This window comes from Vibrio sp. 10N.247.310.98 (assembly GCF_041467395.1).
Lineage (GTDB): Bacteria > Pseudomonadota > Gammaproteobacteria > Enterobacterales > Vibrionaceae > Vibrio > Vibrio crassostreae_C.
The window spans coordinates 1-22099 of record NZ_JBFSUL010000010.1 but is presented as its reverse complement, the minus strand read 5'-3'; the positions used below and the strand labels follow the sequence as shown (position 1 = coordinate 22099).

16 protein-coding genes and 2 pseudogenes are annotated in these 22099 nt (G+C 45.3%); 16 read left to right on the top strand and 2 right to left on the bottom strand.

The window, feature by feature from the left end; all coding sequences use genetic code 11:
* Positions 1-146: 146 nt before the first annotated feature.
* Positions 147-1709 carry an arylsulfatase gene (locus AB6E78_RS06215; protein WP_017064704.1) on the bottom strand — a complete coding sequence of 521 codons (1563 nt, stop codon included), beginning with the start codon at positions 1707-1709 and terminating at the stop codon, positions 147-149.
* Positions 1710-2055: 346 nt separating this feature from the next.
* Between AB6E78_RS06215 and AB6E78_RS06210 the strand changes: the two genes are divergently transcribed.
* The 16 genes and pseudogenes from AB6E78_RS06210 to AB6E78_RS06135 all read left to right on the top strand — a co-directional run bounded on the left by AB6E78_RS06210 (position 2056) and on the right by AB6E78_RS06135 (position 19854).
* Positions 2056-3603 (top strand): arylsulfatase, encoded by a 1548-nt coding sequence (locus AB6E78_RS06210; RefSeq protein ID WP_372133037.1) that lies wholly within the window; start codon positions 2056-2058, stop codon positions 3601-3603.
* A 206-nt stretch (positions 3604-3809) separates the two neighbouring features.
* Positions 3810-6182 (top strand): tetratricopeptide repeat protein, encoded by a 2373-nt coding sequence (locus AB6E78_RS06205; protein ID WP_372133034.1) that lies wholly within the window; start codon positions 3810-3812, stop codon positions 6180-6182.
* A 130-nt stretch (positions 6183-6312) separates the two neighbouring features.
* Positions 6313-7296, top strand: coding sequence for an AAA family ATPase (locus tag AB6E78_RS06200; protein ID WP_372118158.1), 984 nt, complete (start codon positions 6313-6315; stop codon positions 7294-7296).
* Positions 7297-7308: 12 nt separating this feature from the next.
* Complete coding sequence (locus tag AB6E78_RS06195) at positions 7309-8271, top strand: DUF58 domain-containing protein (RefSeq protein ID WP_372133031.1); 963 nt, start codon at positions 7309-7311, stop codon at positions 8269-8271.
* Complete coding sequence (locus AB6E78_RS06190) at positions 8272-8814, top strand: DUF4381 domain-containing protein (RefSeq protein WP_372116542.1); 543 nt, start codon at positions 8272-8274, stop codon at positions 8812-8814.
* Positions 8807-9886, top strand: coding sequence for a VWA domain-containing protein (locus AB6E78_RS06185; RefSeq protein ID WP_372133028.1), 1080 nt, complete (start codon positions 8807-8809; stop codon positions 9884-9886). Before AB6E78_RS06190 ends, AB6E78_RS06185 begins: the two co-directional genes overlap by 8 nt.
* Positions 9879-11585, top strand: coding sequence for a VWA domain-containing protein (locus tag AB6E78_RS06180; protein WP_372112944.1), 1707 nt, complete (start codon positions 9879-9881; stop codon positions 11583-11585). The genes AB6E78_RS06185 and AB6E78_RS06180 overlap by 8 nt, the downstream gene beginning before the upstream one ends.
* Positions 11582-12964, top strand: a complete 1383-nt coding sequence (locus AB6E78_RS06175; RefSeq protein WP_171733652.1) for a BatD family protein — start codon at positions 11582-11584, stop codon at positions 12962-12964. Before AB6E78_RS06180 ends, AB6E78_RS06175 begins: the two co-directional genes overlap by 4 nt.
* 78 nt (positions 12965-13042) lie before the next feature.
* Positions 13043-13948 carry a LysR family transcriptional regulator gene (locus AB6E78_RS06170; RefSeq protein ID WP_017059228.1) on the top strand — a complete coding sequence of 302 codons (906 nt, stop codon included), beginning with the start codon at positions 13043-13045 and terminating at the stop codon, positions 13946-13948.
* Between the two features lie 19 nt (positions 13949-13967).
* Complete coding sequence (yegS, locus tag AB6E78_RS06165; protein WP_372153745.1) at positions 13968-14708, top strand: lipid kinase YegS; 741 nt, start codon at positions 13968-13970, stop codon at positions 14706-14708.
* A pseudogene (gene tnpC, locus AB6E78_RS06160) lies at positions 14609-15568 on the top strand (IS66 family transposase); the annotation flags it as partial. The gene yegS and the pseudogene tnpC, both read left to right, overlap by 100 nt.
* A 377-nt stretch (positions 15569-15945) precedes the next feature.
* Positions 15946-16230 (top strand): hypothetical protein, encoded by a 285-nt coding sequence (locus tag AB6E78_RS06155; protein WP_017062010.1) that lies wholly within the window; start codon positions 15946-15948, stop codon positions 16228-16230.
* A gap of 44 nt (positions 16231-16274) precedes the next feature.
* Positions 16275-16397 (top strand): annotated as a pseudogene (locus tag AB6E78_RS06150) (carboxylesterase family protein); the annotation flags it as partial.
* The gene (locus AB6E78_RS06145; protein ID WP_136982111.1) at positions 16357-16992 is read left to right on the top strand and encodes a hypothetical protein; all 636 of its coding nucleotides are present in this window, start codon (positions 16357-16359) and stop codon (positions 16990-16992) included. The pseudogene AB6E78_RS06150 and the gene AB6E78_RS06145, both read left to right, overlap by 41 nt.
* Before the next feature lie 109 nt (positions 16993-17101).
* The gene (locus AB6E78_RS06140; protein ID WP_102319826.1) at positions 17102-18778 is read left to right on the top strand and encodes an amidohydrolase family protein; all 1677 of its coding nucleotides are present in this window, start codon (positions 17102-17104) and stop codon (positions 18776-18778) included.
* Between the two features lie 92 nt (positions 18779-18870).
* A complete protein-coding gene (locus tag AB6E78_RS06135; RefSeq protein ID WP_032548688.1) occupies positions 18871-19854 on the top strand; it encodes a GTP-binding protein in 984 nt (327 codons plus the stop codon).
* A 312-nt stretch (positions 19855-20166) separates the two neighbouring features.
* Here AB6E78_RS06135 and AB6E78_RS06130 read toward each other — a convergent pair whose 3' ends face one another.
* Positions 20167-21342 carry a threonine/serine exporter family protein gene (locus tag AB6E78_RS06130; RefSeq protein WP_372134254.1) on the bottom strand — a complete coding sequence of 392 codons (1176 nt, stop codon included), beginning with the start codon at positions 21340-21342 and terminating at the stop codon, positions 20167-20169.
* Between the last annotated feature and the right edge of the window lie 757 nt (positions 21343-22099).

The window sequence follows — 22099 nt, the reverse complement described above, 5'->3', positions numbered from 1 at the left end:
TTTTTGAAAAATGAGAGGGTAGGTTGGGTGTGAATTGTACTAGTTGGCGGTTCGCGTCTTATGTTATTTGTATTGGATACTAAAAAGCCGCGGTCACTGCATTCAGTCACCACGGCTTCGTTATTACATTTTTAATCTAGAGTAGCTTATTTAGCTTGTGCTGCGGCTGCTTCTAGTTGCTTAAGTTTACCTTGAAGCATGTAAGCATTCTGGTTGAAGTTACCTGGGTTCAGTACTTGGCTATTCTGCATAGGGTAATCTGGTAGCGTCGTCATAAACTCTTGAACCTGATTTCCTACTGGAACGAATAACCACATGTTGTCTGCCATCCAGCGTAGGTACATACCAGACTCGTGCGGTGCTTTCTCGAATGGGTCAGCACGTAGGTGAACAACTTGAGGCCAGTTTGGTTGGAAACGAACTGCATCCACAATGTTACCATCCATCACAGCAAACGAAATCTTGAAGTCATTCCAACGTACTGCGTTTAGCTCAGCGTTAGCAGAGAAGTAAAGCATGCTGTCACGAGGGCCTTTCTCTTCTTTACCTTGGAAGTAAGGCAGGAAGTTGTAACCATCTAGGTGTACGCGCCAGTTTTTACCGTTGTAAGTTGCACCTTTGTCAGATGCTAGCTTCTCAACCACTTTATCATCACCAGCGGCTGCTAGTAGAGTAGGAATCCAGTCTTGGTGGCCCATGATATCGTTGATTTTAGTTCCAGGTTTGATAGTCCCAGGCCAGCGAACTAGCTGAGGCACACGCATACCACCTTCGTAAGTTGTACCTTTCTCACCGTGGAAGTAAGTTGCGCCGCCATCAGGCCAAGAAACCGTTTCAGCACCGTTATCGGTAGAGTAAATTACGATAGTGTTGTCAGCGATTTTTAGTTCATCCAGCTTGTCTAGAAGCACACCAACATGGTCATCATGCTCTAACATACCATCAGCATAAATACTGATACCTGACTTACCTTGGTATTTCTCTTGTAGGCGAGTCCACACGTGCATACGAGTGGTGTTGTGCCAGATGAAGAATGGTTTGTCAGCTTTTACCGCTTTTTCCATGAATGCTAGAGATTCTTCTAGGAACTCTTCATCCGCATGCTCCATACGCTTACGCGTCATTGGGCCAGTATCTTCAATCTTACCGTCAGCAGTAGACTTGATTACACCACGAGGGCCGTAGTTCTTACGGAACTCTGGGTCTTTAGGGTAGTAATATGTTTCAGGCTCTTCTTCTGCATTTAAGTGGTATAGGTTACCGAAGAACTGGTCAAAGCCGTGGTTCGTTGGAAGGTGTTTGTCTTGGTCACCCATATGATTCTTACCAAACTGAGCGGTCATGTAGCCCTGTTCTTTCAGAAGGTCTGCAATCGTTGGAGCCCAATCAGGGATACCGTGGTCCGAACCTGGCATACCGATAGTCAATAGACCAGTACGGAAAGGTTCTTGACCGGTTAGGAATGCAGCACGACCAGCAGTACACGATTGTTGACCGTAGTGGTCAGTAAATAGTGCGCCTTCATTCGCAATACGGTCAATGTTTGGCGTTTCGTAACCCATCATACCGTTGTTGTATGCACTGATGTTGAAAACACCAATGTCATCACCCCAGATAGCAAGAATATTCGGTTTTTCCGCTGCTGTTGCCGCTGAAGAAGCTGCTAATAAGCCAACACCTAATGCTAGTTTATTAATTTTAGTACCCATAAGGACTCCGATTCACTTTTAAGATTAATGCGTTAGAACAACGCATCGATGAGCAAATGTTATTCTCAAAATTCCGTTACGTCCTTTTATAGTGCTTATAACCAATCGTTATGATGCTTAGGTAACCTATTGATTAATATCAGCTCCAGTGGGTACGTAGAATAAAGCCTTAGTTTGTATGTGTGATCCTTATCATGTTTGTTGGCGTAAACCTTATCGATGATTTCTGTATCCGTATCTCAATAAAAATGACAAAAAGATTAATAGCTTAGGGAATCTCGCGCATGTGTAAAAAATGGACTATACGTTGTAGGGCAGGATGCAAATAACTTACGAAGAGGTTTCTATGACAGCGAAATATGGCGCTAAACGTCGATTAGCGATTTTGGGTACAGCGATGATGGCCGCGTCCAGCGCCACTTTTGCGGCTGAAAAGCCAAATATATTGGTTATTTGGGGGGACGATATTGGTCAATCCAATGTGAGTGCATACACCTTCGGTCTCATGGGTTACAAAACCCCGAATATTGATAGCATCGCGAAAGAAGGGATGATGTTTACGGACTATTACGCAGAGCAATCTTGTACTGCGGGTCGCTCTACCTTTATCACGGGACAAAGTGTGTTACGAACGGGTTTGAGTAAAGTAGGTTTGCCGGGCGCAGACATTGGCCTACAAGCAGAAGACGCGACAATCGCAGAAATGCTGAAACCTATGGGTTACATGACAGGTCAATTTGGTAAAAACCACCTTGGCGATAAAGATGAATTCCTTCCAACAGCACACGGGTTTGACGAATTTTTTGGCAACCTTTACCACCTAAATGCTGAAGAAGAACCAGAGAATGAAGATTACCCAACCGATCCTGAGTTTCGTAAGAAATTTGGCCCTCGTGGTGTCATTAAGTCATTCGCTGATGGCAAGATTGAAGATACCGGTCCACTGACGCGTAAGCGTATGGAAACGGTTGATGAAGAAACACTAGACGCGGCACTTGATTTTATGGATCGCGCAGTGAAAGCGGACAAACCATTCTTCGTGTGGTGGAACGCGACACGTATGCACTTTAGAACGCACGTGAAAGCCGACAGTAAAGGCGTAACCGGTGTCGGTAACTACGCTGATGGTATGGTTGAGCACGATCGACACGTTGGGCAACTATTGAAGCAAGTGGATGAGTTGGGTATCAAAGACAATACGATTGTTTTCTACTCAACGGATAATGGTCCACACATGAACTCTTGGCCTGATGCGGGCACAACCCCGTTCCGTGGTGAGAAAAACACCAACTGGGAAGGCGCATACCGTGTACCAGCAATGGTTCGTTGGCCTGGTAAGATTGAACCGGGCAGTGTCTCTAACGAAATTATGCATCACATGGACTGGATGCCAACCTTCGTAGCAGCCGCAGGTGATGATCAAATCAAAGAGAAACTGCTCAAAGGCCATACTGCAGGTGATAAAACGTTTAAGCTTCACCTAGATGGTTATAACTTTCTTCCTTATCTAACGGGTGAAGAAGAAAAAGGTCGTCGTTCGGAGATCTTCTACTTTACCGATGATGGTGATTTAGCAGCACTTCGTTATAACCAATGGAAAGCGGTGTTCATGGAGCAACGAGCAACGGGTACGATGCAAATCTGGGCTGAACCGTTCGTGACGTTACGCCTTCCTAAGCTGTTTAACCTTCGTATGGACCCATACGAAAACGCAGATATTACCTCGAACACATATTACGACTGGTTGTTAGACCACGCTTATATGTTCGTTCCTGCTCAAGCGTATGTGGGCAAATTCTTAGAAACATTTGCTGAATACCCACCACGCCAAAAAGCAGCAAGCTTTAGCTTGGATCAGGTTATGGAAAAACTTCAAGAGAACCATAACAAGTAAGCTTTGGTTTATTGAAACTGATAGCTTAATGAAACTGAAAACACAAAGAGCTCTTAAGAGCTCTTTTTTTTGCGCATATCGATGAGTAAATACCAGTCGTGAATATGAATCACAACTATCGTGCTCGCTGCCACTAAATAATTGTAAATTCATTGTTTTTGCGTCTACCTTATTAAGCATAAGGATGTATAAAAACAAGGAATGTTATGTCTGCATGGTTGTGCTTGCTAGTGAACGGATTGAAACACCAGCGAGTTGCAGTATTATCCGCAATGTTATCTTTACCCGTGTTGTCGATACTTAGTTTCAACACGCATGCCAATGAACAGGCTTTATCAGAAGCTTCGCATGCGAGCTCTCAAGCGACATATGTCGGATCTGAAGCTTGCATTGACTGTCACAGCGCGGAAGTGGAAGCATGGCAAGGTTCTCATCACGACATGGCGATGAAGCATGCCACCGAAGATTCCGTACTCGGTGATTTCAATAACCAAACCATCACCCATCAAGGAAAGCCTAATCGCTTTTTCCGCAAAGGTGATGAATTCTGGGTAAACATTGAAGGGCCAGATGGTCAATTCGAAGATTACAAAATCAGTTATACCTTTGCCTTTGAACCACTTCAGCAATACATGGTTGAGTTTGAAGACGGCCGTGTGCAGTTGATTCCTTTTGCTTGGGATTCTCGAGATAAGAGTGAAGGCGGTCAACGCTGGTTTCACCTTTATCCTGATACCACTAGCACTGATGAATTCTACTGGACCAGTAGCGGTCAAAACTGGAACTTCATGTGTGCCGACTGCCATTCAACGAACCTAGAAAAGAACTACGATAGCGCGAGTAATACCTACAACACCACATGGTCGGAGATTAATGTCGGTTGTGAAGCGTGTCATGGCCCTGCGAGTGAGCACGTTAAACAAGCCCAGCAAACAAATAACCAGCAAACCGCAGCCAAAGGTGGAAAGGATGTTCAATTCTCGGCACATTATGGCTTTGATCGAGACTTGTCAAAATCGGTAAAAGAGTGGATCTACCAAGAGGGCAATTCAACTCTGCAACCAAAAGACATTATTCATACCAATCAAGTTCAAACCTGTGCTCAATGCCACAGCCGTCGTACTCAGTTAAATGAAACGGGTGATCACGTTAACGGGTCTTTCTTTGATAAGTATCGCTTGAGCTTGATTACCCCAGAGCTTTACCACAACGATGGTCAAATCTACGATGAAGATTACGTTTACGGATCTTTCCTTCAATCCGTGATGGCTGAAAAAGGCGTCACATGTACTAACTGCCACGATCCTCATACCGCTGAACTAAAAATTGCGGAAGAAGCCGTGTGTAGCCAATGTCATATTGCATCAGAATACACGCCTGAAAAGCACACATTCCACGAAGCGAATACTGAAGCTTCACAATGCACGACTTGTCACATGCCAGAGACGACTTACATGGAGGTCGACCCAAGGCGTGACCACAGTTGGCATATCCCACGTCCTGATATTAGCCAACACATTAAAACGCCGAACGTGTGCACTAGCTGTCATGTAGATCAAACCGACCAGTGGGCAGATAAGCAAATCGGTGAGTGGTTCCCAGATTCTAAGTATCGTAATCAGCAGCACTTTGCCGTTGCCTTTTATGCTGACTCGATAGGGCACAGAGGTGCAGAGGATGCGTTGGCATACTCGGCTCAGGACTCTAGCTTAAGCAATATCATTCGTGCATCGAGCTTAGAACGTTTGGGCGGTAATACGGGTAAGAATACGCTTATTTCGCTGGCAAGAGCGGTGAAACATGATGATGAAATGATCCGTTTGGGTGTGGTACAAGGCTCGTCTGGTTTCCCATTCACTGACCGTTGGCAAATTCTAGAGCCGCTACTGAAAGACCCTGTATTGTCGATTCGTTCAGAAACCGCAGGCGCATTAGTGCGTTATTGGGGAGAAATGAACCCTCTGCAGAAAGACCAAATCAAGCCTGCATTAGAAGAGTACATTGAAATACAGCAATTTAATGCCGACAGAGGATTTGGACGTACTAACCTAGGCAACGTTTACCGAGATTTAGGCCAGCACGACAAAGCGATTGAGTTTTATCTAGGCGCTATCGAGATTGAGCCTTATTTCGAAAACAGCTACGCCAATTTAGCGGATTTGTATCGAGCGCAAGGTAACGAGGCAAAAGCGTTGTCGACCTTGAAGCAAGGTATTGAAGCTCAGCCTAAATCGAGTGTTTTGCCATACAGCACAGGATTGTCTCTGCTTCGTGTGAAAGATTACGAACAAGCAACGGACTACCTTAAACAAGCCGCTGAAACTGCGCAAACCGACCCTCAATATTGGTATGTGTACGGATTGGCTTTGGAAAAATCGGATGTGCTTGCGGCAAGTCAATCACTGCATAAGGCTTACCAATTTAGCCGCAACCCACAGCACCTGTATGCCCAGTGTGAAGTGTTGGCGCGAAACAGTCATATACCGGGCGTACCAAAGGCGTTTGAGCAATGTATTTCATCATTGAGCAAAGTGGCACCGCCGGAAGCCATTAACCAATTGAAAGCTAGGTTTAAATAAAGCGATGAGGTGAGCTTGGCTATCGAGCTTGCTGCTTATTCCGCTTGTAACCAATTATCGCGTTTATAACTAATAGTTATGGAGCTTGTGAGTAGGATGTACGCAGCCAGATTGAATTAAGGGAAGACCTATGAACCATGCGCAACAAGCAATAAACCAACTGATTGAACAAACAGAGAAAAGTGTTATCGGTCAGAGCCACGTCGTTCGGGCTCTGGTGATAGGGTTATTGACTAATGGCCATGTGCTTTTAGAGGGACTTCCCGGTACAGCGAAAACTCGCTCAGTAAAATCGCTGGCGAATCTACTGAACACCAGTTTTGGTCGAATTCAATTTACGCCAGACCTGCTGCCATCTGATGTGACGGGCACGGAGGTGTATCAAGAGCTTGATGGAAAGCCTCAGTTGCATTTCCAACCGGGTCCTATTTTCAACAGCATTGTATTAGCCGATGAAGTGAACCGTGCGCCTGCAAAAGTACAGGCTGCTCTGCTTGAAGCGATGGCGGAAGGGACGATTACGGTGGGTGGTCAAACTCACATCCTGCCAGATTTGTTCATGGTGCTAGCCACACAAAACCCAGTTGAGCAAGAAGGTACGTATCCACTGCCTGAAGCACAAATGGACCGTTTCATTATGAAAGTGACAGTCGACTATCCAGAAGATGAAGCTGAACGCGACATCATTCGACTTGTGCGCAGTGAGGAACTCGGTAGCGAGACCAGTTCAGAATTAGTCACGCCACAACATATTGAACCTGAGTTGGTACTTGAAGCTCGGCGCCAACTTCCAGACATTGCCGTTTCTGATTTAGTTGAGAACTACATTGTGGCCTTGGTGATGGCAACTCGTAAGCCAGAGCGTTACCCAGAATCAAACTTGTCTAAATGGATTGAGATTGGTTCAAGTCCGCGTGCTTCCATCGCGTTGGATAAATGTGCTCGCGCTTATGCATGGTTGCAAGGACGTGACCATGTCATGTTGGACGATGTGCGTGCCATGTTACCAACCGTATTAGGTCACCGATTCTCGTTGTCTTACGACGCATTGGCCGATGGTGTTGACCATCAAAGAGTGGTTGAAGAACTGCTCGATAATGTTGAGATTGGATAACTAGGGGGCGTCATGGCGAAGCCAACACAAGCTCCCAAATCGCAAGGCCTTGATCCACGACTGTATTGTGATTATTCAAGGTTAGTGCGAATTCAGGCTCAAGCTGAGTCGTTTTCACTGTTACCTCATTTAAAAGCGGGCAGCGTACTTTCGGGCAGACATAACTCTTTGTTCCGTGGTCGTGGTTTGAACTTCGAAGAATTACGTCATTACCAATTGGGTGATGATATCCGTAATCTCGATTGGAAAGTTACGATGCGAACGGGTAAGCCTCATGTTCGTAGCTATACCGAAGAGAAAGACCGTAATGTGATGATCTGTGTCGATCAGCGCAGTTCGATGTTCTTTGCGTCTCAAAACACCATGAAATCTGTTGTGGCTGCCGAAGTGGCGGCATTGTGTGGATGGCGAGTGCTGAAAGATGGTGATCGTGTCGGCTTCGTTTTGGCCTCGCACCAAAAACTGTTTCATACCAAAGCTCAACGTTCTCAATCTGATTTGTTGGCTCAGCTAAAACATCTTACCAAAGCCAATCAAAGCTTAGGCGTCAATGTAAGTGATGGCGATAATGTTGGTTTTAGCCAGTGGATTGAACTGATCAAACGAATGAGACTCAAGCAATCAACCTTGATATTCATTAGTGACTGGCGAGACTGCCGAGAACAACATCTCGATCGACTAAAGCAGTTACAGCAACACAACGATATCTTGGCCATTATGGTCACCGATTCATTAGAACAGTCATTGCCTCAAGATCTTGCAAGCGCAAACTGGGTGATGGGTGATGGTCGCTTTCAACTTAATCTGGATAGCCAATCTAAGGTTAACCTCGCAAGTGAAAGCCTTGCCCAAAAAGCGGCACTTCAGAAACTGTCCCTTGCTAAATTGATGGCGATGAAAAACCTCCCTTATATAGAATTAGACACGTCGGGCAATCACATATCACAGCTGCAGAAACTAGTGGGAGGGCGCTAAATGGCTGTTGAACATACTCCCCCAAGTACCTATATCCTCCGCGAACTGCACGATGTAGCGATTCCTGACAGTGTGAGCTGGGCTCCTCAAACGATCGGCTGGAAGATCCTTGGCGTTATTCTGTTATTGGTCGCTATCTATCTGGCTTATCGCTTGGCGTTAAGGTGGTGGAATAACCGTTATCGCAAAGAAGCGCTTCAAGAACTCATGGTACTGGATGCAAGAGACAAGAACTCAACCGAACGAACCTTTAAAGTCCTCAAAGTGGTGCTTCGTTACCTAGACAGCAGTAATGCCAAGTTGTTTGGCCAAGCTTACGTGAACCGTTTGAACGCTTATCTGCCTGTTAGCGCCAACACGAGTGAAAACAGCAATGCGTTCTTTGCCGATGAAATTTCGGAATTATGGATGCAAAGCCTAATTGATACTAATGTGCGTTTGAGCTTTGAACAGCGTTTAGAGGTAATTCAAACCGCGATGATGTGGCTAAAGCTTCACAAGCCGAATGTACAGGTAACGGTTGAGGGGCAAGACAATGTTTGATGTTTTATCTTCCAGCTTTGAATTTGCGTATCCGCTGTGGTTTATCGCGTTACCTCTGCCTTTGTTGGTCTACTTTGTAGTGCCAGCTTATCGAACTAAGCAAATGGCCATCAAGGTGCCATTTTTCAGTGAATTGGTTGAAGCTATTGGTGAAGCGCCGTCTGAAGGGGCAAGCCAGCTAACACCAAGCTGGTGGCAACGAACCACGCTCATTATTACTTGGGCATTAGTGGTGTGCGCGCTCGCTAAACCAACCATTCTTAGTGAGCCGCAAGTTCGCGAACAATTAGGTCGTGATGTGATGGTAGTGGTCGATTTATCTGGCTCAATGGCAGAACAAGACTTTACCTCTAAGCGGGGCGATAAAATATCTCGTTTGGACGCGACCAAAGAAGTGCTGGCTGATTTTGCGACTACCCGAAAAGGGGATCGACTCGGTTTGATTCTTTTTGGTGATGCAGCGTTTGTACAAACACCATTTACCGCGGATCAAGATGTATGGCTTGAACTGCTTAATCAAACCGATGTCGCTATGGCAGGGCAAAGCACGCACTTGGGTGATGCAATTGGCTTGGCGATTAAGGTGTTTGAACAAAGCGAAAAGCAGAGTGCTGCCGTTCAAGATTCAAGTGTTGATGCCAACGAAAAAGAGAAGGTCGTGATCTTACTAACCGACGGTAATGATACGGGAAGCTTTGTTGAACCGATTGATGCCGCCAAAGTGGCGAAGGCGAAAGGCGTTCGTATTCACGTGATCGCCATGGGTGACCCACAAACCGTTGGAGAGGTTGCTCTGGATATGGAAACCATCAAACGAGTGGCTCAAGAGTCTGGTGGCGAAGCCTTTGAGGCGCTTAACCGCGACGAACTGACCAAAGCCTACGCTCAGATTGGTGAGCTAGAACCACAGTTATATGAAAGTACCACTTATCGTCCTAAACAGGGACTGCACCATTACTTAATGGCGATTGTTGTAGTGATGTATTTGACCGCATTCAGCTTAGCAACGATACGCCGAAGATCGCTGCTCGCTTCTTCGGCTAAGAATTTGAAAGGAGAGAGTGATGCCTGATTCTCTCACGATACAACAGTTCTTTACCCAGTTTCATTTTATCCGACCTTTGTGGTTGTTGGCCTTTATTCCGATGTTCTTCCTGTTATGGGTTCGTTGGAGAGAAGAGACCAAACCAACGTGGAAAGACATTTTACCTACACATTTACGTGATGCATTGACGATTGGCGAAACAGGCTGGCGCAAGCAACTGCCGTTGAAGCTATTGGTGGTGATTGTGACTATCGCCATCATTATCTGTTCTGGCCCAACATGGCAGCGTGAGGCTTCGCCTTTTGGTGAAGACAAAGCGTCGATGTTGGTTGTGCTTGATAATAGTGAATCTATGCTTGCTAAAGATTTGCCTCCAAGTCGCTTGGAACGATCTAAGCAGAAAATTAGAGACTTATTGGCAGCTCGCAAAGGCGGTAATACGGGCTTAGTGGTTTATGCAGGCAGCGCACACGTGGCGATGCCCGTCACGCAAGACAGCAAGGTGTTTGAACCGTTTCTAGCGGCTATCACACCCGATATCATGCCTGTTTCAGGTAAGTCAGCAGAGGAAGCGTTGCCGCTCATCAATCAGCAATTGTCTGGTGAGTTAGGTTCGTCAGTGTTGTTGGTATCAGATGGTGTGAATCCAAGTACCACACGAGCTTTTGAAACTTTCTTTAACGAAAACCCATATCAGCTGCTGATTTTGGCTGCCGGAAATAGCGATGTGGTGAGCGATAACCCTGTCGACCTAGATTCACTGCGTAACTTAGCGAGTAAGACGGGTGGACGAGTGATTGAAGTGACCGTTGATGATTCGGATATCCAACAACTGAACAGAGCGGTTGAAAGAAACATGCAGCTCAACGGCGAATCTTCAATGCCTTGGAAAGACATGGGCTATGGACTGCTTATTCCAATGGCTTTCATTATGTTGCTATGGTTCAGAAAAGGGTGGTTGGTGCAGTGGTGTGTCGTTGGTTTGATGATCACAAGCAGCATGTATTCACCAGACACTTTGGCGAAAACAGTCAACTTAACCGCTGAGAAACCAGTTGTGGTGGAGTCGGTTACTACTTGGGACAAAACAGCTCAATGGTGGTGGGACTTATGGTTAACGCCCGACCAACAAGGTCAACGCCTGTTGAATCAGAAAGAATATCTTCAAGCTGCCAAACATTTTACTGACCCAATGCGAAAGGGCGCGGCTTATTACTATGCTCGTGATTTTAAGCTCGCTCACAGTGCGTTTTTGCAAACCAAAACTGACCTTGGTTTGTACAATGCAGCGAGTGCGTTAGCTAGGCAGCGTGAATACCTTGCCGCACGAGACCTCTTGAAATCATTAAGTGAGAAAGAGGATCTGTCACCAGAACTAAGAACGGATGTGGAGAACAATCTTGCTGTGCTTAGTGGAATTGTCGAAGAGGTAAACCGAACCAGTGAAAGCCAGTCTGGAACCACAGATGGCCCTGAAGAATCTTTAGAACTCGAAGACGATCAGCCGCGAACGGGTGATGGCGCTGAAGAAGAAACGGTAGCGGAATTGATGCTTAAGGAAACACTTAACGCGAATGAGATTTTGGGCAGCCAAGAGCTTGCCGACAAGTGGTTAAAGCGAGTAGAAGCCGATCCTAAGTTCTTCTTGAAATCCAAATTCCAAATTCAGTTAAGAGATCCTGCGCCTTCCATCGAACAAGCGTCAAAACAGGAGCAAACGCAATGAGTCGATATGATTTAGCTCTTGAAGCGATTCAATCAAAGCGAGCGCGATTCACAGCCCGCACATGGTTGTTGTCGATGACTCTTATGTTGAGTTGGTTTTTTCCTGCTGTTGCTTCTGCTGCCGATATCTTCGATCTGCAAAAAAGTGGTGACGTTGAGCTTATCGCTTGGATTGGCGAGAAACCCAAGTCAGGCGACAAAATAACGCCGGGCAAAGTCAGCGTAAATGAGCAGGTCATTCTGAACATTGAGGTGGCGACACCGCGCTGGTTAACGGGCGGCACTCGAATCGGCAGTATCGAAATCCCTAACGTTATCGCTAAGCAGCGTAACCAACTCGCGACGAACTACACAGAAAGAGTCGGTGGTACTACATGGTCACGTCAGCGTTGGGAAGTGACGCTTTATCCGATGACTTCCGGTGAGTTTGTTATTCCAACCGTACCGGTTCGTATCCAAGTTTCTGCTCCTGATGGTTCAAACGTGGGCGGTACGCTTTACACGCAGCCGATTAAGTTTGAAGCTTCGTTGCCTTCAGGTTTACTCGATAATGAAACGCCTTGGTTTTCTGCGACAGAAGTAGATATAGAGCAGCAATGGCAACGCTCAAGTGAAGAGCTAAAAGTTGGCGATGCTATTACTCGAACTATCACGATTAAGGCAAAAGACAGCTTTTCTGTGTTGCTGCCAGATGTGCTAACCAATAAGTCCACTAAGCAGTTCCAAGCTTACCCACAGCCCAACCGTTTGGATGACACTCAAGAACGTGGTGATTATCGCTCAAGCCGAGTTGAACAGACTGTATATGTGATTCAGCAGGGTGGTGAGTTTACGCTGCCAGAGTTTTCATTTCAGTGGTGGGACAGCAAAAATCAACGCCTTGAAAACGTGGTGATAAAAGGCGAAGTGTTTGAAGCCAAACACACAGTCCAATCTTTCATCAAAGCCTACATGTCGGTGTTTATTAGTGTTGGTTTGGTGTTGTTAGTCTGCATTGCGTTGATTGTTTCGGTTAAGCGTTACTACGCAAACCGCCCAACACCGAGTTGGCTGGTACTACGTCGTTTAGTTAAGCAAGGTAATTGGGCTGCATTAAGAACCTTTATCTACCGTCAATTGCGAAACCAAACCTCTCAGTTAGAACTGAATAAAGTGCAACTGGATAAAGCGCAACATGGTAAATCAAATGGACAAAAGCGTTGGCTAGAAGATAGCGAAGCCCTTCAACAAGGATGTGAAGATAAAAACGTATTCACTCGTTTATGGAAAGGGTTACGTAACTTGCCCAGTGACACATCAAACTCAAGCAATTCTCGTTCAATTGCTGCTCGCTTGAAAATCCCTAAAGCCTTGCCAGACTTAAAAGATAGAACTAAGTAGCAAACTTTAGTCATTCGCATCGAACATAATCGGCAGGTTCTCTACTATGGGGAACCTGCTTCTTTAATATGGAACTGTATGAAAAGTACCGAACTAAATCTAATTCCTATATTTGTTGCTATCTATGAAGAGCAGAACTTATCTAGAGCTGCTAATCGCATGGATATAAGCCAACCAGCAGTGAGTAAAGCACTTGCAAGGTTGAGAGATATCTATGATGAGCCACTGTTTCATCGCACCACATCAGGCGTAGAGCCAACCACATTCGCTATTGATATCTATCCTGCAATGGCCGCTGCACTTAAAAACTTTACTTCTACCTTATCCGCATCAAGAGACTTCGATCCTAAAACCTCAGGCCGCGTGTTTTCCATTGCCTGCGTCTCGGCGGCGAGCTACGAAATGATGCCAAAAGTCATGCGGTTAATCAGCCAAGTCGCACCAGGTATCGCGTTAGAGGTTCATCCTCTGTTTACCGAAGACTATGAGTCTGATTTAAGGCTGCAAAGACACGACGTGATTGTTGATATGACGCCTAAAGGAAGAACCATGCTTAAGCACGAGGTGATTTCTACAGAAGAGCTGGTCGTGGTGTGTAGTAGTGATCATCCTACGGTTGGCGATACCATCGATATGGAACAGTTCTTAGCACTCGAGCATGTGGTGGTCTCTAGGTGGCATGCGCGCAAAAGCTTATTAAGCTCTGAGCACTATAGTGACCTTGAGAAACGTAGAATCGTGTATCGCGCAGCGGGCGTTGTAGAGATGCTTCCTGTTATCGAAGGCTCTGAGTACATCGGAGTAATGCCTATTTCATCAGTGCATTGTTTTGCTGAAAAGTACGCGGTAAAAACACTGCCATTGCCCTTCGAGTTGGAAGACCTCGATATGTGTATGATTTGGCATCCAAGCCGTACTAATGAACCAAGCCATAAGTGGTTACGAGCTAAGATCAAAGCGGCAGCAAAAGAGTTATCAAGTTAGCCTATACAAGGACATAGCCATGGACAGCATTCGCGTGATTTTAAACGGAAAGAAAGCCAATACCCCGGAATTAAGGCAAGCCATCTTTGCGGCGAGGGACAATGATATTGACCTGCAAGTTAGAGTGACTTGGGAATCGTCGGACATGTTTCGTTTGGTAAGCGAGGCAATATGCGATGGTGTTAAGCGTCTGATTGTTGTCGGTGGCGATGGAACGGTGAATGAAGCCGTTAACGCGCTCAACCAGTTCCGTGCCAGTGAAAGACCACAACTGGCGCTTATCCCAATGGGCACTGTGAATGATTTTGCTACCGCAACGGGAATACCTAACGATATTTCGGGTGCTTTTGAACTAGCGCTGGAAGGCAAGGCGTTTGCGGTGGATAGCGCGCGTGCGAATGACCGCTATTTTATGAATGTCGCTGCGGCGGGTTTTGGTGCTGAAGTCACAGCTGAAACGCCAGTCGAGCTTAAAGATTTTCTCGGTGGCGGTGCGTATACACTAACAGGTGTGGTGAAAGCACTTGGCTTTAAGCCCTACAGTGGCACGTTGCCCATAGACAAAGGCAGCTTTACCGGCGAGATCCTTGTTGGTGCTTTTTGTAATGGTCGCTTAGCGGGTGGAGGACAAGAGTTAGCACCCAATGCATTGATTGATGATCGCTGTTTACCCAGTCGGGTATCGAGCTATCACGCGCCACCATGGCAAGGTGGGTTATCCAAGTCAGTGAGAAGTTCGCCCCGCTGTATGTGGCCTTGAAGGAGAACCTACTTCAACAAGTGGTGGTTCAGGCGGATGAAACGCCGCTCAATGTGCTCAAAGAAGAGAAGCAGTGTTATATGTGGCTTTACTGCTCAGGCGCTGACTCGCCCGAAGCGGCACTGCCGAATGTGAAAAAATCGCCTTGTACGACTATCAAAACAGTCGCGCGAGGGTGTGCCCCGTGGACTTTTTAGGTGACTACAACGGTTATCTACAAACCGATGGCTACACGGCTTATCATGGTCTGCATCACGTCACTAATGTGGGGTGCTTAACGCAAGTTCATGGACGCGAAGAAGCTTCAAGGGGAAGGTAAATCGGGCAAGGCTGATAAAGTGCTGGCTAAACCCCAAAAGCTCTACGGGATAGAATCACGCTTAAAAGGTGCGCCTGCCGAAGAACGCAAAGCAGAGCGTTAAGCGTATGCCAAGCCGATACTGGATGAGCTTTACCAATGGATGACAACCCAGAAGGTGATAGGCTCTAGCCCACTAGGCAAAGCAATAAAGTACACGCTCGGGCAATGGCCTAAACTCATTCGTTATATCGACGATGGTCACTTATCTATTGATAATAATCGCGCTGAACGCGCAATTAAACCGCTGGTTATTGGCAGGAAAAATTGGCTATTCTCCAACACACCAAACGGTGCTGAGGCGAGCGCGATGCTTTACAGTATCGTCGAGACTGCAAAAGCCAACGGTCTTATCCTCTAAGACTACATGGTCAAGTGCATGAAAGAGCTCGCGAAAGCAGAGCCTGATATCGACGCACTTCTACCTTGGACCTCTTCGGGTCAAGTCAAAACAGACCTCAACAATATTGGCTTTGGCCTCGAAACTTACGTTTGGTGCTAACTATGCCATCGGACTCTAATAACATGTTTGGGTTCTTTGATGAGTTTGAAGCTTCAGAAGGAGAGTCACAGCAACCCCCTATAGAGCTGTTTCAAGAACCCGTTGAAATTTTATCAACCCTAGATAGTCAGCCAAAGAAGGTACAACAAGAAGTCTTTGTGATAAATAAAAAGCGACATCCACTCACGGTAGTGAATATATGTAGGATCACGTCCTGCATAAGCGATTTATTCAAATTTAAAGAGTGAATTAATATCGCACCATAAAGAAAAAATACTTCAAATACTCCAGAAATGAGCATGGCTGAGCATAGGGATTCTCAGGTTTGATGATACCAATATCAGGTCAGATGGCCGAACACATTTATGGGTACAACCATGAATTTAACGCATCGCTCACTCATGGTTATCGCTATCACTGTTGCTCTTTCTGCGTGGGGTAGTGATGAAACCAGCTCACGTCCTATTAAGCCAGAACCGCTTCAGACTTTACCAACAGAGCAGGTTTCAGTATCCATCGGGGACGCGACTCTTTTCGCAAATAGAGAGTCTGTTGTGATCAATACCTTAGCAGGTGACGAGCAACGCGTATCCATTGAAGCGTTTAAAGGAATCACTTACGCCGATCAACAACGTTTTCAGCACAGTCACTCCGTCAATTAGAACACAATGCTGATAGCGCTATAGATGCGACACAATTTGGCGCCGTGTGCCCACAGCTTAAAATAACCCAGCAAGAGCAATCTGAAGATTGCTTGAATCTTAATATTTGGCGTCCTTCGGAGATCAATGGTTCAGAGTCATTACCCGTGTATGTCTTTATTCATGGTGGGGACTTTGAATATGGCGCAGGTTCTGATACCGACATTAACGGTGATACCGTCGTGGCTAAAAGATACCATTCGATATACGGGTGGCGTTGGCGCTGGAAAGGCGAACCTCGATATTTTCAAAGAGTTCAGTATAGGTGCGTCGTACAACAAAACGATTCAATTCGGCACAAAAACCTCGGGAGTCGCTGCGCTTCAGCAGCTCCAGTTTCGAGTGGCAAACACACCATTGATGCTGGGTGTTAAACAGATTATTGGCCAGAGCTCGGTAGAGTTTGAGACCAGTAATGAAGATGTGAATAACGCTATCAATGGCGTTATTCAATATTTTATGGGCGAAAGCTCGGTGACCTCTGGGCTGGGTGTTGTCGCGGAATACGATAATGCGATTGATAATCGTTGGACCGTTTCTGCGTTTTATGGCCTGGATAAAGCGACAGTAGAGGGCAGTCTGTCAGACGATGAAAGTGTCGATGCGTATGGTGCTGGATTTCGCTATCAGATAGCTTGCCGATATGGGTTACACATGGGGGTAGACCTCGCTTTTAGTGACGTTGACAGCGCGTTTTATATAACGGTTGGCAGTGGATTCTAATGATGGAAAGGTGGGTGTTAGTCAATCGATTGATTTTTCTACATGCAGCATAGTTTTCATAGCAATCATGAACTAATATTCTTTTACAACAAACATAACAGGTATCAATATGAAAAATTACGACCCAAATGAATTGGACGCTACGCAAGTATTACTTGATGGTGTCGATACAGATAAACGTTCGACTTTGACTAAGTTAGCGGTTGGGGCTGCGGCACTGCCTTTTGCCTCTGTTTTACATGCAGCCCCTGAAAAACTGGTTGGCCAAAACATCAAACTGATGCCTAACGAGAAAGGGCCATTTGATATCGTTATCGAAAATGGCCGTGTTGTTGATCCTGAAACTGGACTCGACGCAATTCGTCACGTCGGTATTAAAGGTAAGCGTATTGCTGCAATCTCAGACAAAAAGCTGCAAGGCAAAACAATCATCGATGCTGAAGGTCTCGTGGTTGCACCTGGCTTTATCGATATGCACGCTCACGGACAACAACTTCCTGCTGCCCGTGCTCAAGCATTCGATGGCGTAACCACCGCTCTTGAGATGGAATCTGGTCTATTCCCAATCGGAACGTACTACGATATTACTGCTGCTGAAGGTCGCCCGATTAATTACGGCGCTTCTGTAGCATGGACTTACGCTCGTATTCAAGCAAAAGAACCTACGATGCCTGCTCCTGATGGTACGATTGTTTGGTTCCAGAAAGCTTTTTCTAAAAACAATTGGCAAAATACCCTAGCAACCCCAGATGAATTAAAACAAATTCTGGGCTCGGTTGAGCAAGGTCTTAAAGAGGGGGGCTTAGGCATTGGTATTAACGCGGGTTACGCACCAGGTTATGGCCACAAAGAGTACTATGATCTTGCTAAACTAGCAAAACGCTATGAAGTACCAACTTACACTCACGTTCGTTACCTAAACAGCGCAGAGCCAAAATCAAGCTTTGAAGCATACCAAGAACTCATTAGCCTGTCGGCGACAACGGGTGCACACATGCACATTTGTCACCTCAACAGCACGTCAGTACAAGATATCGAAGATTGTGCCGATTTAGTTCAATCCGCCATTGATCAAGGTTTAGCCGTTACTACTGAAGCTTATCCTTATGGTGCTGGCTCTTCCGTTATTGGCGCAGAAGTTTTCCGTGGTGACGATTGGTTACAACGTTGGGGTGTACCAAGCGCTAGCTACATGGAAGCGAATGGTAAAGCACTAAACCAAGAAAAAGTCACTGAACTACAAGCATCAGCGCCCGGTACCGTGGTTGTCATGCACTTCTTAAAACCCGATGAGAACAAAGAAGATCGCGCTAAAATGGACCGTTCAGTATTGTTCCCAGGTGCAGCTATCGCTTCAGATGCAATGCCTTGGATGGATGATAAAGGCGTATTAATTGAAGGTGATGTATGGCCACTTCCAAGCAACGCAATAGCTCACCCTCGCTCACTTGCTTGTTTCTCTCGTTTTATTGAAAAATATGTCGAGGAATACAAAGCGGTAACACTAGTAGAAGCGATGGAAAGAACTAGCTTAAACGCATGTCGTATTCTTGAGGATGCTGTGCCACAAATGGCAAATAAAGGTCGTATTCAAGTAGGTAAAGATGCTGATTTAGCTATTTTCAAACTTGATGAAGTAAAAGCCGTTGCAACATTTGATAAACCAAATGCCCTTTCTACAGGCATGAAATACGTACTTGTAAACGGGACACCTATCATTGAAGCTGGTGAAATGTTGTTAGATTCAAACCCAGGTGAAGCGGTTCGCAACAAAGTTACTGGCTAAGTTATCCTGACTTAAAAGGTTGGGCATTAGCTCAACCTTTTTTATTGCTTACCGAGTAAATATAGACAACGAAAATCGAAAGAGAGCATGCTATGAGCAAGAAGCCTATTCCAGTAACAATTTTAGCCGGATTTTTAGGAGCAGGGAAAACGACCCTACTAAACCATATATTAACCAATGCAAATGGAATGCGCATGGCTGTGATCGTCAATGATTTTGGATCAATCAATGTTGATGCGGAGTTAGTTAAATCTGAAAGTGAAAATATGATCAGCCTAGAGAATGGCTGTATCTGTTGTAACCTTGCAGAAGGACTAGTCGTTTCGGTAATGCGTTTACTCGCATTAGAGGAACGCCCAGACCATATTATTGTTGAAACTTCAGGTATCGCAGAACCCAAAGAAGTGGCACTTCAATTTGAAGATCCGGAACTGCAAGCACACGCACCTTTAAATGCAATCGTGACGACGATCGATGCGGAAAACATTTTAGGGCTAGAAGGCCCAATGGAGACGTTGTCGAAGCAGCAAATTCAAGTGGCTGACATTGTTCTGGTTAATAAAGTTGACCTAGTCGATGCTGATAAACTAGAGCAAGTCAAAGCATGGTGCCGAGTACAAGCTCCGTTTGCTAAATTGATTGATATTTCATTCGGCGAAGTGGATTTACCTATCTTATTTGATGCCCCTGAAAGTACGCGCTTTGTCACTAACAAAATAGCGGCTGATCAAAGGGAATGCCAGCACCATGATTGTCATGATGAGCACTGTCATCACGTGAACCATGATTTCGAAACATTCAGCTTTGAAACTGATCAACCGCTTAATCTACAAAGTTTGTATCCTCTACTGCAACAGTTTTCAATTGATGCTTATCGCATGAAAGGTATTTTAAATTTAACCGATCGTCCTGATCATCGCTGTGTATTTCAGTGCACGGGCCAGCGAGCCAATGTGACGGTTGGAGATGCATGGGAAGATGATGAATCTCGTTCGTCACGGTTAGTCTTCATTGGACCTAAAGGTGGCCTTGATAAAGAGAGTATGCGTAAAAAACTGAACGCACTGGTGGCGTAGTTAGAACGGAAATGGAGTAGATGGCAAGCCTATCAACCTAGCGCTTGCCTATACCTAGCTTACCTCTGCCTACTTTGCATTGACTCATCCTAAGCATCCTTATCTTATTGAATTATTGGCTACTTTCGATTCTATTCGGTTTTTCCAAATCCATATTGCTCATTCCCCTCGCCATCTGAAACAAAATAGTCTTATCGATTTTCGAGACTCTGTTCATCAGTACCTTCTCAGAATCGGTTAACGTCAAAAAGCAGATAAAGACTCAATCGTGGGTTATTGGGGCGTGTTGATCAGCGATTGTTAGCTCGATGGTTAGTCCTCAATGATGGAATCAAAATGACGACTAAATATAGAATAAACCATGATTTGTCCCGCCATAATCGCGCCAAACATCAGCAAGGCGGACAGACCAATATTCGGAATGGGTAAAATGGAGGTCGCAAAGAAGGACTCACTTGCTCCGACAATGATTCGACTACCGGGGACAAGAATGATGATCCCTTGAATAATGTATATGAGTGGTGGAACGTGACGCAATTTTCCCATCCCCAACCCGTAAAGCGTAATGAGTATTGTGCTTACCCATGTACCTACAACCCAATCGGAAGTAAACCAATGTGGCCCCCACATGCCAATTGCCGCGACAGGAAGGCCTAAGAGAATTTCTGTCATACTTGCGTTGAAAATAAGGCCAATAGCGACAGAAATCCCGATAAGTGCGGTGACATGAAGAACGAATGGGATTTCATCAATAAATACCGGTACCGATAATGGTTGATTGATTATGTTGGCTAAGCCTAACCCCATAACAATGCCGATGAATATTTTCATTACTATGAGTGCGCTTTGTGCAAGCAGTTCGATACCTGACCGAAAGTCATTGAGAGCAAGACTGGCTAAGCCGTTGGTGACGGTTAACCCAGGAATAAAAAGGACAATGGAAGAAATGCACAGTGCCAATGTTGGTAAGCCGGGAACCTGTGCCGCTATCATACCGGATAAAAAACTGGCTACTAAGGCGACAAAGAACTCGACAAGAATGCTTCTTGGCCCAGTCAGGAAAATTTGTGCTAGCCAGGCTATAGCGCCCAGAATAATGGATAAACCGACCGCCAGATAAGTACTGCCAACTAACATTAAATAACATGGCGGAAGCAATAAATTGGCAAAGCACAAGGTACGATTCGAGTAGGTTTCTGAACCTTCGTAATGGGAATGAGTCGAAAACCCTTTAAGCGTTGCGACTAAATCACGTAAGTTAACCGAGGGTGGTTTTTTGTTTTCCATCACGACTTTTTGCGTGGGTTGCTCAAAAATAGTGATGACTTTTGTCGGGGTCACATCAATAGAGACTTCAATGTTCTGGCGTTTTGCATAAGCTTGAGTGTATTGAGCTACCGAGTAAGGCGCACAACCAGATTGATGTAATCGGTCAGAAAAGCTCAAAATTTCTTGCTGGCATTGTTCGATATGATTTGTTTGTTTCATTCTGTTTGTTTCTCAATCAACAAGGCGATATATGTTTGAGGGGCATTCTAATTCAATAGTATCCTCATTCAAGCGTAACCAATAGTCGTGTATAGAGGACGGGCCCCTACAAACGAACAAGGCAATGGTTAAAAAGATAGGATTCATTGAATGAGAGGTTATCAGTTTATCGTTGAGGTAAATCAGTCATTGTTGAAGCTGCAACCTCAAAAATAGATCCGCTCATGCAGCTATTTGAAGGCGTAAAACTCCAAATCCATGAGGTGATTGATTTAACTCTGAGGCTTTTAGAAAAGCTCGGTAATGAGTAAAGGAAACTAATATTTAGGAAATGGAAGCCTAAATAAGATTGATGATGAGCGTTAGAATCACAACTAGAATGGAACCGACATAAGCAATTTCAATAATGTTTGAATCAATCCAGTTGCAGTCTGCTTGAATTGCTAAACTCAGTTTGTTTTTCATAATGGCCTTTGGAAAATTAACCGAAATCTACTGTAAATAATAGCTTATTATGAGTGAGCTTTGATGACGGTTTCAAAGGTTCCTTAGCGCTAACAGTGTGATTGCGGCGCTCACGTATTAACAATATCGTCCCGTGGGTTCATGGGGCGGATACAGTCGATAAGGTTTAAGAGCAGAAAGTTGGGCTAAAAAAGAGGTTCGACCTAGTGAGTCAGAAACAGATAAACGGCTCTTTTATGGTTCATCGCGGATTAGCGGGAACTAAAAACAAAAACGGTAGTAAGTGATATGG

Coding starts and splice junctions, on each gene's coding strand:
- AB6E78_RS06190 (WP_372116542.1), top strand. CDS start 8,272: ATGGCTGTTGAACATACTCCCCCAAGTACCTATATCCTCCGCGAACTG.
- AB6E78_RS06195 (WP_372133031.1), top strand. CDS start 7,309: ATGGCGAAGCCAACACAAGCTCCCAAATCGCAAGGCCTTGATCCACGA.
- AB6E78_RS06145 (WP_136982111.1), top strand. CDS start 16,357: ATGGTTCAGAGTCATTACCCGTGTATGTCTTTATTCATGGTGGGGACT.
- AB6E78_RS06200 (WP_372118158.1), top strand. CDS start 6,313: ATGAACCATGCGCAACAAGCAATAAACCAACTGATTGAACAAACAGAG.
- AB6E78_RS06210 (WP_372133037.1), top strand. CDS start 2,056: ATGACAGCGAAATATGGCGCTAAACGTCGATTAGCGATTTTGGGTACA.
- AB6E78_RS06185 (WP_372133028.1), top strand. CDS start 8,807: ATGTTTGATGTTTTATCTTCCAGCTTTGAATTTGCGTATCCGCTGTGG.
- AB6E78_RS06215 (WP_017064704.1), bottom strand. CDS start 1,709: ATGGGTACTAAAATTAATAAACTAGCATTAGGTGTTGGCTTATTAGCA.
- AB6E78_RS06180 (WP_372112944.1), top strand. CDS start 9,879: ATGCCTGATTCTCTCACGATACAACAGTTCTTTACCCAGTTTCATTTT.
- AB6E78_RS06130 (WP_372134254.1), bottom strand. CDS start 21,342: ATGAAACAAACAAATCATATCGAACAATGCCAGCAAGAAATTTTGAGC.
- AB6E78_RS06140 (WP_102319826.1), top strand. CDS start 17,102: ATGAAAAATTACGACCCAAATGAATTGGACGCTACGCAAGTATTACTT.
- AB6E78_RS06205 (WP_372133034.1), top strand. CDS start 3,810: ATGTCTGCATGGTTGTGCTTGCTAGTGAACGGATTGAAACACCAGCGA.
- AB6E78_RS06135 (WP_032548688.1), top strand. CDS start 18,871: ATGAGCAAGAAGCCTATTCCAGTAACAATTTTAGCCGGATTTTTAGGA.
- yegS (WP_372153745.1), top strand. CDS start 13,968: ATGGACAGCATTCGCGTGATTTTAAACGGAAAGAAAGCCAATACCCCG.
- AB6E78_RS06175 (WP_171733652.1), top strand. CDS start 11,582: ATGAGTCGATATGATTTAGCTCTTGAAGCGATTCAATCAAAGCGAGCG.
- AB6E78_RS06170 (WP_017059228.1), top strand. CDS start 13,043: ATGAAAAGTACCGAACTAAATCTAATTCCTATATTTGTTGCTATCTAT.
- AB6E78_RS06155 (WP_017062010.1), top strand. CDS start 15,946: ATGAATTTAACGCATCGCTCACTCATGGTTATCGCTATCACTGTTGCT.